Origin of the sequence: Streptacidiphilus carbonis, from assembly GCF_000787775.1 — a bacterium.
Taxonomy (GTDB): domain Bacteria; phylum Actinomycetota; class Actinomycetes; order Streptomycetales; family Streptomycetaceae; genus Streptacidiphilus; species Streptacidiphilus carbonis.
Window position 1 is genome coordinate 78,248 of the sequence record NZ_BBPM01000002.1, and the last position, 13,920, is coordinate 92,167.

9 protein-coding genes and 5 tRNA genes are annotated in these 13,920 nt (G+C 72.5%); 2 read left to right on the top strand and 12 right to left on the bottom strand.

The window, feature by feature from the left end; translation table 11 throughout:
- Positions 1–4: 4 nt before the first annotated feature.
- Complete coding sequence (gene leuC / locus TR46_RS01835) at positions 5–1,429, bottom strand: 3-isopropylmalate dehydratase large subunit (protein WP_042392386.1); 1,425 nt, start codon at positions 1,427–1,429, stop codon at positions 5–7.
- A gap of 148 nt (positions 1,430–1,577) precedes the next feature.
- Here leuC and ndgR point away from each other — a divergent pair, with 148 nt between their 5' ends.
- On the top strand, positions 1,578–2,291 hold the full coding sequence (gene ndgR / locus TR46_RS01840) for an IclR family transcriptional regulator NdgR (protein ID WP_030263993.1): 714 nt from the start codon (positions 1,578–1,580) through the stop codon (positions 2,289–2,291).
- A gap of 182 nt (positions 2,292–2,473) precedes the next feature.
- Here the strand turns inward: ndgR and TR46_RS01845 are convergent, their stop codons facing one another.
- From TR46_RS01845 to TR46_RS43005, 11 genes are all read right to left on the bottom strand, one after another.
- Positions 2,474–3,697 (bottom strand): putative hexosyltransferase, encoded by a 1,224-nt coding sequence (locus TR46_RS01845; RefSeq protein ID WP_042392389.1) that lies wholly within the window; start codon positions 3,695–3,697, stop codon positions 2,474–2,476.
- Between the two features lie 93 nt (positions 3,698–3,790).
- On the bottom strand, positions 3,791–5,503 hold the full coding sequence (locus TR46_RS01850; protein WP_052432490.1) for a DUF6297 family protein: 1,713 nt from the start codon (positions 5,501–5,503) through the stop codon (positions 3,791–3,793).
- Complete coding sequence (locus TR46_RS01855) at positions 5,500–6,243, bottom strand: ABC transporter ATP-binding protein (RefSeq protein ID WP_042392392.1); 744 nt, start codon at positions 6,241–6,243, stop codon at positions 5,500–5,502. Before TR46_RS01855 ends, TR46_RS01850 begins: the two co-directional genes overlap by 4 nt.
- 71 nt (positions 6,244–6,314) lie before the next feature.
- Positions 6,315–6,386, bottom strand: a tRNA-Gln gene (locus TR46_RS01860).
- A 58-nt stretch (positions 6,387–6,444) separates the two neighbouring features.
- Positions 6,445–6,517: transfer RNA gene (locus tag TR46_RS01865), tRNA-Glu, on the bottom strand.
- Positions 6,518–6,597: 80 nt separating this feature from the next.
- Positions 6,598–6,673, bottom strand: a tRNA-Glu gene (locus tag TR46_RS01870).
- A gap of 36 nt (positions 6,674–6,709) precedes the next feature.
- Positions 6,710–6,782: transfer RNA gene (locus TR46_RS01875), tRNA-Glu, on the bottom strand.
- Between the two features lie 31 nt (positions 6,783–6,813).
- Positions 6,814–6,885: transfer RNA gene (locus TR46_RS01880), tRNA-Gln, on the bottom strand.
- A 154-nt stretch (positions 6,886–7,039) separates the two neighbouring features.
- Positions 7,040–8,557: a glutamate--tRNA ligase gene (gltX, locus tag TR46_RS01885; RefSeq protein WP_042392394.1), complete on the bottom strand. Its 1,518-nt coding sequence runs from the start codon at positions 8,555–8,557 to the stop codon at positions 7,040–7,042.
- On the bottom strand, positions 8,550–9,332 hold the full coding sequence (locus TR46_RS01890; RefSeq protein ID WP_042392395.1) for a fumarylacetoacetate hydrolase family protein: 783 nt from the start codon (positions 9,330–9,332) through the stop codon (positions 8,550–8,552). The genes gltX and TR46_RS01890 overlap by 8 nt, the downstream gene beginning before the upstream one ends.
- A 130-nt stretch (positions 9,333–9,462) precedes the next feature.
- Complete coding sequence (locus tag TR46_RS43005) at positions 9,463–9,654, bottom strand: hypothetical protein (protein ID WP_042392396.1); 192 nt, start codon at positions 9,652–9,654, stop codon at positions 9,463–9,465.
- A gap of 795 nt (positions 9,655–10,449) precedes the next feature.
- Between TR46_RS43005 and TR46_RS44970 the strand changes: the two genes are divergently transcribed.
- Entirely contained in the window at positions 10,450–13,917 is a 3,468-nt protein-coding gene (locus TR46_RS44970; RefSeq protein WP_042392398.1) for a sensor histidine kinase, read from the top strand.
- Positions 13,918–13,920: the final 3 nt, after the last annotated feature.

The window sequence follows — 13,920 nt, forward strand, 5'->3', positions numbered from 1 at the left end:
GTGCTCAGGCCTCCACGAGCTGCTGGGCGTCGGTCAGGTCGGACGGCGAGGCCAGGTGGCCCAGCACGGCGGTGGCGGCGGCCACCTGCGGGGAGACCAGGTGGGTGCGGCCGCCCTTGCCCTGGCGTCCCTCGAAGTTGCGGTTGGAGGTGGAGGCGCAGCGCTCGCCCGGGGCCAGCTGGTCCGGGTTCATGCCCAGGCACATCGAGCAGCCCGCGTGCCGCCACTCGGCGCCGGCGGCGGTGAACACCTTGTCCAGGCCCTCGTCGATGGCCTGCAGGGCGACCCGGACCGAGCCGGGTACGACCAGCATCCGCACCCCGTCGGCGACCTTGCGGCCCTCGACGATCGCCGCCGCCGCCCGCAGGTCCTCGATCCGGCCGTTGGTGCAGGAGCCGACGAACACCGCGTCGACCTTGACCTCGCGCAGCGGGGTGCCGGCGGTGAGGCCCATGTAGCGCAGGGCGTTCTCGGCCGCGGTCCGCTCCTGCGGGTCCTCGAAGGAGGCCGGGTCCGGCACGCTGGCGCCCAGCGGGGCGCCCTGGCCGGGGTTGGTGCCCCAGGTGACGAAGGGGGTGAGCTCGGCGGCGTCGATGAAGACCTCGGCGTCGAACACCGCGTCCTCGTCGGTCGCCAGCGTGTTCCAGTAGGCCACCGCGTCGTCCCAGTCCCCGCCCTTGGGGGCGTGGTCGCGGCCCTCCAGGTAGGCGTAGGTGGTCTCGTCCGGGGCGATCATGCCGGCCCGGGCGCCGGCCTCGATCGACATGTTGCAGACGGTCATCCGGGCCTCCATGGAGAGGCTGCGGATGGCGGACCCGCGGTACTCCAGGACGTAGCCCTGGCCGCCGCCGGTACCGATCTTGGCGATCACCGCCAGGATCAGGTCCTTGGCCGTCACGCCCTCGCCCAGCTCGCCCTCGACCGTGATCGCCATGGTCTTGAAGGGGGCCAGCGGCAGGGTCTGGGTGGCCAGCACGTGCTCGACCTGACTGGTGCCGATACCGAACGCCAGTGCGCCGAAAGCGCCGTGGGTGGAGGTGTGCGAGTCGCCGCAGACCACCGTGGTGCCGGGCTGGGTCAGGCCCAACTGCGGCCCCACCACATGGACCACGCCCTGCTCCACGTCGCCCAGCGAGTGCAGCCGGACGCCGAACTCCGCGCAGTTGGCGCGCAGCGTCTCCAGCTGGACCCGGGACACCGGGTCGGCGATGGGCTTGTCGATGTCCAGGGTGGGGGTGTTGTGGTCCTCGGTGGCGATGGTGAGGTCGGTCCTGCGGACCTTGCGGCCGGCCAGCCGCAGCCCGTCGAACGCCTGCGGGCTGGTCACCTCGTGCAGCAGGTGCAGGTCGATGAAGAGGAGGTCGGGCTCGCCCTCGGCGCGCCTGACGACATGGTCGTCCCAGACCTTCTCCGCGAGTGTGCGTCCCATCACTGTCCCTCCGACCGGCTGCATCGTCGGTCTACGTGTTGTCATTGCGTGCCCCTGACGGGGTCCTCGGGGCTGCTGTTCCCAAGAGTGGCGCAGATCCCAGAGAATTGAACTTGCGTCTCGCGATCTGAGACTGCAATATCAGCGCATGGACAACTCTAGTGGCGTCGGCGTTCTCGACAAGGCTGCTCTGGTGCTGAGCGCGCTGGAGTCAGGCCCCGCAACCCTGGCCGGACTGGTGGCAGCGACCGGACTGGCGCGGCCGACCGCGCACCGGCTGGCCGTCGCGTTGGAACACCACCGGCTTGTGACCCGTGACATGCAGGGCCGTTTCATTCTCGGCCCCCGACTCTCAGAACTCTCGGCGGCGGCCGGCGAGGACCGCCTGCTGGCGACGGCCGGGCCGGTGCTGACGCACCTGCGCGACGTCACCGGCGAGAGCGCCCAGCTCTACCGCCGCCAGGGCGATCTGCGCATCTGCGTGGCCGCCGCCGAGCGGCTCTCCGGGCTGCGCGACACCGTGCCGGTCGGCTCCACCCTGCCGATGAAGGCCGGTTCCGCCGCCCAGGTGCTGCTGGCCTGGGAGGAGCCGGAGCGGCTGCACCGCGGCCTGCAGGGCGCGCGGTTCACCGCGACTGCGCTGTCCGGGGTGCGACGGCGCGGCTGGGCCCAGTCGATCGGCGAGCGCGAGCCCGGGGTGGCCTCGGTGTCCGCGCCGGTGCGCGGCCCCTCCAACCGGGTGGTCGCGGCGGTGTCCGTGTCCGGACCGATCGAGCGGCTGTCACGGCACCCGGGGCGGCTGCACGCGCAGGCCATCATCGAGGCGGCGGGGCGGCTCACCGAGGCGCTGCGGCGGGCCTGAGGCGGCTTGCGGGCTGCGGCGGCCTTCTGGCCCTCCTCAGCTGCGGGTCCGTGCTCGGTCGGTCGCGCAGTTCCCCACGCCCCTGGGGGTCTGCAACCGGCCCGGTTGCACCTGCCAGGGCGCGGGGAACTGCACGGCCAGCCACGCATACGCCGCAGCTGAAAACGGACAGAAACCCCCGTTCAGGACGGCGCGCCGCCGTAGAACACCACGAACGCCCCGTACAGGCCCGAGACCAGGGCCGCGGCGCCCAGCACCACCAGCACGGTGGCCCGCGACCGCAGCCGGGAGACCGACACCGCCAGCGGGAACAGCAGCGGGATCGCCGGCATCAGGAAGCGGGCCAGCGGCGGGTAGGGCGAGGCGTTGCCCAGGTCGATGACCAGCAGCGCGGCGCTGAAGACCAGCAGGACCAGCGGCTGGCGGTGCAGCAGTGCGATCGCGAACAGCAGCAGGTAGCCGAAGACACTGAGCGCCATCACCGCGTAGGCCAGCGGGATGCCCTCGGCCGCCCGGTGGCTGAGGAACACCTGGTCGAACCACTTCAGGGTGCTCAGACCGCCGTCGAAGCTGGAGCCCCAGGCCTGCTGCAGCCGGAAGTACGCGCCCCAGGAGTGCTCCGCCCGGCCCACGTAGAGGATGTAGCCGGCCCAGCCGAGCGGCGACAGCAGCGCCGCCGCCAGCGGCCGCCACCAGTGCGCCGAGCCGCTTCCGCGCAGACAGCGGTAGAGCTCCACAGCCGCGGCCGCGCACACCGCCGCGGTCAGCGCCATGGCGCTCGGCCGGCTCAGCCCGGCGAGCAGGCACAGCACTCCCGCGAGCAGCCAGCGACGGGTCAGCACCGCGTACAGGGTCCACACCGCGATGCAGCTGAACAGTGCCTCCGAGTAGGCGGTGTTCTCCAGGACTGCCAGCGGCAGCACGCCCCAGAGCACCGCGACGACCACACCCGTGCGCTCGCCGTGGCAGATCCTGGCGACGGCGTATCCGCCCCAGGCCGCGCCGATGCCGCTCACCGAGGAGACCAGCACCAGCGCGGTACCGGCGCTCACCGGGAGCACCGTCCTGACCGCCTCGCCCAGCCAGGGGAAGAGCGGGAAGAAGGCGCGCGGGCTGTAGGGGATGCCGTGCCGGCCGACCAGCCCGTCCGCCGAGGTGTACCCGTGCTCGATGACGCGGACGTACCAGCCGGCGTCCCACAGGCCGCCGACGCGCTTCAGCACCGGCCGCCGCCGGTCCGCCCCGACCGCCAGCAGCATCAGCACACCCAGTGCGCGGACCGCGCAGTATCCCAGCAGGGCCGGTGCGGCGGCGCGGAGCGCGGAGACCGGCCGGGCCGCGGTCCGCTTCAGGGGCGACTGCCGGGGGATCCGGGGTCGGCGTGCCACCGGGGCAGTCGCTGTCATACAAGAACGTTAAGCGATCGCTGTTCGAACCCCGGAGGATCCCTGGGATGTTGCTCGAATTCTTGTCCGCGTCTTGACCCGCAGCCGTGCTGCTCAGTCCTTGGGGCGGTGCCGACCGGACAGGGTGAGTGCCCGCTGGTAGGCCCAGTAGAGCAGCACCGCGGCGAACACCAGGCACCAGATGACGGCCAGCGGGGCGCTGGGCCCGTGGCCGAGGCCGAACGCCAGGGCGAGAGCGGGGACCAGGGTGACCGGCCCCGCGGCGTACCAGGCCAGGAAGATGAACGGGCCCATGCTGCCCATCCCGGTCGGCGAGTACATCAGCTCCTGCCGGGACGGGCCGCGGCAGGCGTTCACCATCGCCGCCGCGGTCAGCGGCAGGGCGGCGACCGGGGCCAGCCACACCGCGTCGCCCGCTCCGGCCAGGGAGGCCACCACGGCGCCGACCGCCGCCAGCCCCACGCCGGCGAGCGCCGGGACCACCGCGTGACGCAGCATCAGCTCGCCGTAGGGGTACGGCGACCAGCCGGCCCGGCGCGGATCGTCGGCCTCCACCCGGGCCGGTTCCGCGAGTTGGGCCACCGCCAGGTAGCCGAAGGCCACCGAGCAGGCCATGGTCAGCAGCCGGTCGACACCGCTGGCCGCCAGCGCGGCGGGCGCCAGCAGCAGCGCCGGCGCCGAGAACAGCACCGCGCGGCCGAGCCGGGACGGGGCGCGCAGCAGGGCGGTGAGGTCGCGCCAGGGGACGGCCAGCCAGGGCCGGGTGGGCGGCGGGATCCGCAGCCGGACCCGGCGGGCCCGCTGGTCGGACTGGGCCAGCACCATGCGGGCCGAACGCAGTTCGGCGGTCCGCAGCGCCGCGGCGACCCCGGCCGCCGTACGCGCCCGGTGCCGCAGACTGCTCAACGGGATCCCCGGGGCCGCCCGGTACGCGAGCACCAGCGCCACCGCCGTCAGCAGCACCAGCGGGACCAGCGCCGCCCAGCCGCCGGGCACCGCCGCCGTGGTGGGGGTGAGCCCGGCGAGGGCCGGCCAGCCCCAGGGGCCGGACCACATCTCGATCCGCTCCAGCAGCGTGGAACCGTGCCCGTTCCAGGCCATGGCGCTCTGCACACCGAGCAGCAGCACCAGCACCGCGACCACCGGGGTCGCCCTGCGGACGAAGCGGGCCGCCCCCTGGTAGCGCTCCACCGCGACGGCGCAGCAGGTCGCCAGCAGCGGCACGCACAGCCCGCCGAACAGCGCCCAGCCGAAGGCCGGCAGGAAGCCGGTGCGGTCCATCAGCCCCAGCGCCACCCCTGAGGCCGCCGCCGCCAGCAGCCCGGGCACCAGCGCGACGGCGCAGGAGGTCCAGAACCACGGCCGCAGCACCGGTCCCGGTCGCAGCGGCTGGGCCAGCAGCCAGTCGACGGTGGCCCGCGGCGCGACCACCGGGCCGCGCCACAGCGCGTCCCTGGCCACCACCAGTATCAGACCGAGGCTCAACGCGCAGACCGCGGCGGGCAGCGCGGCCAGCAGCTGGGCGCCGTGGGCGGTGTAGTCGGTGCCCATCGAGGCGTTGGCGAAGGCCCCGATCGAGAACATCCCGCCCCAGGCGACGACGATCATCAGGCCGACGTAGACGGTGTAGCCGATCTGGCCGGCCCGTGAACGGCGGTGCGGCGCGCGCAGGGCGCGCAGCAGGTCCAGGGTGTCGTCGGTCCAGTCCACCCATTCGGACGCGACGGACTCTGCCGCAGTGGACTCGGACGGGATGGGCTCCGACGGGGTGGACCCGGACGGGGCGCCGTCGTCGGCGAGGCTCACCGCGCTCCCCCGGCCGCCGTGCCGGGGAATGCCGTCGGCAGTACGGCCTCCGGGGTGCCCTGGGCCAGCAGCACGCCGTCCTCCAGCAGCAGCACCCGGTCGGCGACGTGCATCGCCAGGTCGGGGTGGTGGGTGGCGAGCAGCACGGCGACCCCGTCTGCGAGTTCGGCCTTGAGCAGGTCGGCCAGCCGCTGCCGGGCGCCGGGGTCGAGCCGCTGCTCGGGCTCGTCCAGGATCAGCAGGTCGCGCGGGCGGACCAGGGCGGAGGCCAGCAGCAGCGACTGGAGCTGGCCGGAGGAGAGCGATCCGGGCAGCGCCTCGGCGTGCTCGGCCAGGCCGCGGTCGGCGAGGGCGCGGTCGACCCAGTGCAGCGGCTCCTCCACCCCGTGCGCCACGGCCACCAGCGCCAGGTGCTCACGCACCGTCAGATCCGGGTAGCAGGCCGAGACATCGCCGACCACGGCGAGCCTGGCCCGGACCCGGGGGTCGTTCTCGTCCATCGGGACGCCGTCGAGCCTCACGGTGCCGCTGGTGGGGGTGTCCCGTCCGGCGGCCAGCCGCAGCATGGTCGACTTGCCCGATCCGTTGTGGCCGACCAGGGCGACGCACTCGCCGGCGGCCAGGTCGAGGTTGACCGGCTGCAGGGCGACCCGGCCGCCGTAACGGCGGCTCACCTGGTGCAGCGCCAGCAGTGGCGGTCGTACTGCTTTTCTGCTGCCCTGCTTCTTCGCCTGAGCCATGCGCGCTGCCGGCCTCTCAAAATGCGCTCGCAACATACAAAAAGGCCCTTGCGGGCCTTCGGTTTGCGTTGCTGGGGTACCAGGACTCGAACCTAGACTAAGTGAACCAGAATCACTCGTGCTGCCAATTACACCATACCCCAAAGGGGTTTCAACCCCTGTGAACAGCCCTCCGGCAGGAGCCGGAGGGCTGTCGTCACGTACCCCCGACCGGATTCGAACCGGCGCTACTGCCGTGAGAGGGCAGCGTGCTAGGCCGCTACACAACGGGGGCAAGCTTTGGTGATCCTGCTTCGTCGCCTCGGGGACCGGAGCCTTCCGGCTGCGTCGACCCGATGGTGAGGGTGGAGGATCTGGTACCCCCGACCGGATTCGAACCGGCGCTACTGCCGTGAGAGGGCAGCGTGCTAGGCCGCTACACAACGGGGGCTTGATCTGGTACTGCTCGATGTACTGCCGTGGTGCGTACCCCCGACCGGATTCGAACCGGCGCTACTGCCGTGAGAGGGCAGCGTGCTAGGCCGCTACACAACGGGGGCTCACGAGAGTGGATCTCGTAAGGGAACTGCGCTGGGGTACCAGGACTCGAACCTAGACTAAATGAACCAGAATCACTCGTGCTGCCAATTACACCATACCCCATTGGCTGTCCAGGTGATCTTGGTGAGAGTTTCTGGTCCTCTCCCCGTCCCTCCCGGGCGGCGCAACAAGAAGAACGTTACCCGATGGGGGGCACCGCACCAAAATCGATAAGTCCTGCCCGGCGGGCATGTGCCCGCCGGGCAGGACCGGGCGGTCAGGCCCGGGTCAGCTCCAGCGCGGCCCGCAGCCTGCGCAGGGTCTCCTCCCGGCCGAGCAGTTCCATCGACTCGAAGAGCGGCGGCGAGACCCGGCGGCCGGTGACGGCGACGCGCAGCGGGGTGAAGGCGAACTTGGGCTTGATGCCCAGGCCCTCGACCAGGGCGGCGCGCAGGACGGCCTGGATGTCGTCCGGGTCGAAGCCCTCCAGCCCGTCCAGCGCGGCGATGGAGGCCTCCAGCACCGGTGCGGCGTCCGGAGTGAGCACCTTCTCGGCGTCGGCCGGGTCGAGGGCGAAGTCCTCGGGGGCGACGAAGAGGAAGCCGAGCATGCCGACCACCTCGCCGAGGACCACCATCCGCTCCTGGGTCAGCGGGGCGGCCGCGATCAGCAGGTCCAGCTGCGCGTCGGTCGGGCCCTCGGCGGCGAACAGCCCGGCCGCGGTGAGGTAGGGGACCAGCCGGCGGACGAACTCGGCGGGCGCGAGGGCGCGCAGGTGCTCCGCGTTGATCGCCTCCGCCTTCTTGAGGTCGAACCGCGCCGGGTTGGCGTTGACCTTGGCGAGGTCGAAGGCGGCGACCATCTCCTCCATCGAGAACCGGTCCCGGTCCTCGGCCAGCGACCAGCCCAGCAGGGCCAGGTAGTTGAGCAGCCCTTCGGGGAGGAAGCCGCGCTCGCGGTAGAGGTTGAGCGAGGCCTGCGGGTCGCGCTTGGACAGTTTCTTGTTGCCCTCGCCCATGACATAGGGGAGGTGTCCGAACTGCGGGGCCGGGCCGGTGGTGATGCCCAGCTCGGCCAGTGCGCCGTAGAGCGCGATCTGACGGGGGGTGGAGGAGAGCAGGTCCTCGCCGCGCAGCACATGGGTGATCCCCATCAGCGCGTCGTCCACCGGGTTCACCAGGGTGTAGAGGGGTGCGCCGTTGGCCCGGACGATGCCGTAGTCCGGCACGTTCTCCGGGGTGAAGGTCAGCTCGCCGCGGACCAGGTCGGTGAAGGTGATCGGCGCGTCGGGCATCCGGAAGCGGACGATCGGGCTGCGCCCCTCGGCCCGGTAGGCCGCGACCTGCTCGTCGCTCAGGGCGCGGCAGTGGCCGTCGTAGCCGGAGGGCCGGCCGGCCGCGCGGGCGGCCTCGCGGCGGGCGTCCAGCTCCTCGGTGGAGCAGTAGCAGTGGTAGGCGCGGCCGGAGTCCAGCAGCTTGGCCGCGACGTCCGCGTAGACGTCCATCCGCTGCGACTGCCGGTAGGGCGCGTGCGGCCCTCCGACCTCGGGTCCCTCGTCCCAGTCGAAGCCGAGCCAGCGCATGGCCTCCAGCAGCTGGTTGTAGGAGTCCTCGGAGTCGCGGGCCGCGTCGGTGTCCTCGATCCGGAACACCAGGGTGCCGCCGTTGTGCCGGGCGAAGGCCCAGTTGAACAGGGCGGTGCGGACCAGGCCGACGTGCGGGTTGCCGGTCGGGGAGGGGCAGAAGCGGACCCGCACACTGGGGTCGGCCGCTGCGCCGGGGGTGGAGTTAGCCACGCTTGATCACCTTGTTGGTGAGAGTGCCGATGCCTTCGATGGAGACGGCGACCTCGTCGCCGACGTTCAGGGGGCCGACACCCGCGGGGGTGCCGGTGAGGATGACGTCGCCGGGGAGCAATGTCATCGCCTCGGTGATGTGCGCGATCAGGTCCGCGACCGAGCGCACCATCTGCGAGGTGCGGCCGGCCTGGCGCAGCTCGCCGTTGACGGTGCAGGTGACGGCCAGGTCGGCCGGGTCGAGCTCGGTCTCGATCCAGGGGCCGAGCGGGCAGGAGGTGTCGAAGCCCTTGGCCCTGGCCCACTGGCCCTCGCGCTGCTGCACGTCGCGCGCGGTCACATCGTTGGCGCAGGTGTAGCCGAAGACCACCTCGGGGACCCGCTCGTGCGGCACGTCGCGGCACATCCGGCCGATGACCACGGCCAGCTCGGCCTCGTACTGGACGTCGGAGGAGAACGGCGGGTAGGCGATGTTCTCGGTGGGGCCGACCACGGCGGTGGAGGGCTTGAAGAAGGTGAGCGGGACCTCGGGGACCTCGTTGCCCAGCTCCGCGGCGTGCGCGGCGTAGTTGCGGCCCACCGCGACGATCTTGTTGGGCAGCATCGGGGGCAGCAGCCGCACGTCCTTGAGCGGCAGTACCTGGCCGGTGGGCTGCAGGTCGCCGAAGGGGTGGCCGGAGAGCACATGCAGGGTCAGCTCCTCCGGTCGGGCGGCGTCCCCCTCGACGACACCGAAGGAAACGGTCCCCTCACTGGAAAACCTGGCGATACGCACGGTGGCTGCTGTCCTCTTCGGGCTCGCGGATGGTGGTGCCGCCAGCCTATCCGCCGGGACGCCGAGGGCCCTGCCGGTTTCCCCGGCAGGGCCCTCGGTGGTACCCGGTCGGCTCTTCCCGACCGGCCGGCTACTGCTGCTCGTCCCGTACCGGTGCGACCATCAGGTTGGTGCGCCGGGGGTTGGCGGTCTGCTGAGGCAGTTGGGACTGCTCGGTCGCGGAGCTGCGCAGGGCGGGGGCGCCGTCGACGGGCAGGGAGGCGAGAGTCGTCCGGCGCGGGTTGGCGGTCGGACGGAAGCTCATCGTCGTCTTGGTGGACACGCGGACTACCTCACAGGGGCAGAAGGGCGGAAGATCGGTCGCGCATCAGGATCTCATTCCACACCGGAGCCTCTTCGCACTACCTCAACTCCTGTGAGTTTGCTCACTTCTGGCTCATGAAGTTCCGACAGTTACGACATTGTGCCCTGTTGCGACAAACAGACATCCTGTGGCAGACCGGACAAAACCATCACGGGGCGTAACGCCGTTCGGGCACGCGGCATCCCACTCCTGTCCGAAACGTGCGGTATTCCAGGGGGATCGGAGCACAATCTGTCAAGGGAGAGCGGCAGAGAGTAACCGAAATGGCTACCCTGTGTCGCCCCTTGTTGCAGGTGCGGCACTGTGCTGAAATTCCACGGACCGCCGGAGGCCGCCCCTCCACTGCGCTACTGCCAGCGCCGGGGCCCACTCCTACGGCGGCACGGGCACACAACAGGGTCTGTTGAAACAGGACCCGGGCCCGCCCGAAACTCGACACCGTCCTGCTTCCGCGTACGCGTGGACAGGGCGCCTGGTCCAGAGGTTGCGACGCTAGTGCAGGGACGTATCAAGAGGGGTGGCGGCGGCCCGGGCGACCCGGCGGACCGCGAAGCAGCCGTTCGTCAGCAGCAGGCGCCGCCCGCGGCGCCTCCGACGGCGAACTCGACCGACGGTGGCCGAGAGGGCGGGTCCGCCGGCAGCCGGCAGAACCAGGGGCGCGAGGCGCTTCGGACGAAGACGGCGGCGGGCGACGGGCGGGCCGATGCCGCGAAGGCCCGAATAGGCCGGCTCACTCCGACCAGGGTCACCGGCATGAAGCGCTACGCCCTGAGCAACTGGCGTATCCGGACCAGGCTGACCGCGCTGCTGATCCTCCCGGTGATCGCGGCCATGGTGCTGGGTGGTTTCCGCATCCAGTCGTCGCTGCAGACCCAGCAGCAGCTCGCCAAGGCGTCCCAGCTCGGTACGGTCGCCCAGAGCGCGACCCTGCTCGCCACGGCGCTGGAGGACGAGCGCGACACCGCGGCCGGCATCTCCACCGCCACCGGTGACCAGACCGCGGACGCCATCCAGGCGGCACAGAAGATCACCGCCGCCCGGATCATCAACTTCAACTCCCTCACCAACGGCCTGGACACGGCCTCGCTGCCCGGCAACGCCATCGACATCCTCACCATCAAGACCAACCTGCAGCAGCTCATGAACATCCGGGGAGTCTCCTTCTCCCTCGGCGGCACCAACATCCTGCAGTCGGTCAACGCCTACGACGGACTGATCAAGCCGCTGCTGACGCTCAGCCAGGACATCGCCCTGGCCTCCAGCAACGCCCAGCTGATCCAGAGCACCCGTGCCCTGCAGGAGTTCTCGCTGTGGAAGGAGGACATGTCGATCCAGCGGGCGGTGATCAGCGCCGCGCTCGCCTCGAACCCGCAGAAGCTGCAGAGCGGTGACCAGGCCTACGCCGCCAGCGCCCGGACCGACGCCGCCAGCGCCCAGCAGGCCTTCACGAGCCTCTACCTCGGCGGCAAGACCGCTGCCCAGTCCTTCACCGCGACCTGGGCCAACAACATCAACGTCCAGAAGTCGGAGCAGCTCGCCAAGACCGTCCTGGCGACCCCCGAGGGCCTGTCCGCGTATCCCAAGCTCCCCCAGTACACCGACTGGGACGCCGAGGCCAGCAGCCAGATCACGCTGATGGGACAGGGCGAGAACGTCCTGGTCCTCGGCCTGAACCAGCAGACCGCAAGTCTGAGCAGCTCGGCACGGACCGACGCGATCGTCAACGCGGTGCTGATCGGCCTGGTCCTGCTCGTCGCCATCGTCGGCGCCGTGATCGTGGCCCGCTCCATGGTCCGCACGCTGGGCCGGATGCAGCACGCGGCCGAGGACGTCGCCGAGAACCGGCTGCCCGAGCTGGTCCGCACCCTGTCCGAGTCGGACCCGCAGGACGTGGACACCTCGGTCGAGCCGATCGGCATCAACACCACCGACGAGATCGGCCACGTGGCCCGGGCCTTCGACCAGGTGCACGCCCAGGCCGTCCGCCTCGCCGCCGAGCAGGCTCTGCTGCGAGGCAACATCAACGCGATGTTCACCAACCTCTCGCGCCGCTCCCAGGGCCTGATCCAGCGCCAGCTGTCGATGATCTCCGAGCTGGAGAGCCGCGAGGCCGACCCGGACCAGCTGGCCAGCCTCTTCAAGCTGGACCACCTCGCCACCCGTATGCGCCGGAACGGTGAGAACCTGCTGGTCCTCGCGGGTGAGGACCCCGGCCGCCGGTGGACCCGCCCGGTCCCGCTGGTCGACGTGCTCCGCGCCGCCGCCTCCGAGGTGGAGCAGTACGAGCGGATCGAACTGGCCTCGGTGCCCACCGCCGACGTCGCCGGACGGGTCGTCAACGACCTCGTCCACCTGCTCGCCGAGCTGCTGGAGAACGCGACCTCGTTCTCCAGCCCGCAGACCCGGGTCCGGGTCACCGGCCACGCCCTGCCGGACGGCCGGGTGCTGGTCGAGATCCACGACACCGGCATCGGCCTCTCCCCCGACGACCTGGCCGAGATCAACGAGCGGCTGGCGAACCCGCCGGTGGTGGACGTCTCCGTCTCCCGCCGCATGGGCCTCTTCGTGGTCGGTCGGCTCTCGCTGCGGCACGGCATCCGGATCCAGCTGCGCCCCAGCGACTCCGGCGGTACCACCGCACTGGTCATGCTGCCGGTGGACGTCACCAACGCGGCCGAGCGCCGCGGCGGTGCGGCCGGTCCCGGCCAGCAGCGCCCGCAGGGCGCCCCCGGCCAGGGCGGCCCCGGTGCACCGGGCGGTCCGGTCGGCATGCAGCAGCGCGGCGTGCCCCAGGCTCCCGGTCGCGCGCCGCTGGGCGGCGGCCCCTCGGGCGGCCCCGGCGCACGTCCCTCGCTGCCCCCGCAGCCCGCTCCGACCCAGCCGGGCCTGCCCCGGCGCAGCGACACCCCGGGGCTGCCGCAGGGTTCCTCGCCGATGGGCGCCCCGGCGCCCGGCCGCCCGGGCGGTCAGCCGCAGCCGGCGCAGGCCCAGCAGGACCCGTTCCTGTCGGGCCCGGCGCCGCAGGGCCCCGGAACGCAGCAGCGCGGCCCGCAGGGACCCCTGCCGCAGCAGGGCGTGCCGCAGGGCATGCAGCCGCTGGACGAGCAGGGCCTGTGGTCCGAGCAGCCCCAGCACGGATCGCCGGCCCCGTCCGGTCGCCCGCAGCCGCAGGCCGGCCGGCCCACCGCGCCGACCGGACAGCCTTCGGGCCCCGGCGAGATGGACAGCACCGCGCAGTTCGCCCGGCCGCACTTCGACGAGGAGCCGGCCCGGCCGGTCCCCCCGCAGCCGGTGCCGCCGCGGCCGGTCGAGCCGCAGTCCTTCGAGCCGCAGTCCTACGCACCGCAGCAGCCCCAGCGGCCGCAGCCGCAGCAGGCTCCGCCCCAGCAGGTCCCGCCCCAGCAGGTCCCGCCGCAGCAGCAGGCGCCCGCCCAGCCGGTGGCGCTCCCCGCCGCCGACGCGGCGAGCCACCCGCTGACCCGGGCACTGCCGCCGGCCGAGGCCGGTGCGGGCAGCTCGCCGATCTTCGAGGCGATGGAGTCCAACTGGTTCCGCAGCGGTCGCGCCGACCGGATGCGGGCCGTGACGGTGACCGCGCCGGCCCAGACCCCGGAGCAGGACCGGCCCGGGGCGCCCGAGCAGCAGGCCCCGCAGGCATCGGCCCCGCAGCGCCCCTCGCAGAACCGGTTCCAGCGGCCCGGCACCTCGGCCCCGCAGCCGCCGGTCCAGCAGGGTCCCGGCTCCGTGCCGTCGCCCCAGCAGCAGGCGCCCCAGCAGTCCGAGGCATGGCAGCGCCCGGGGACCTCCGCCCCCGGCGCCGACGCGCCGTTCGGCACCCCGCCGCAGCGGCCGATGCCGCAGCGCGGTGTCGCCGAGGGCATGCCCTCCGGCGCCAGCGCCACCGGCCAGTGGCGCACCTCCGCCAACGACGAGGTGTGGCGCCGGGCCGAGCAGGTCCGCGAGCCCAGCGCCGGCGGGGTGCTCCCCTCCGGCCTCCCCCGCCGGGTGCCCAAGGCCAACCTGGTCCCGGGCACCGCCGAGTCCGCCCCGGCGGAAGGCCCCCAGCCGCAGGTGTCCCGTTCGCCCGAGGAGGTCCGCGGCCGGCTCACCAACCTGCGCCGCGGCATCCAGCAGGGACGCCAGGCAGGCTCAGGCGGCTCCAACCAGCCCAACCCCGGCGGCAACGCGGGCCCGTACGGCACCAACCCCCAGGAGCGTTGATTC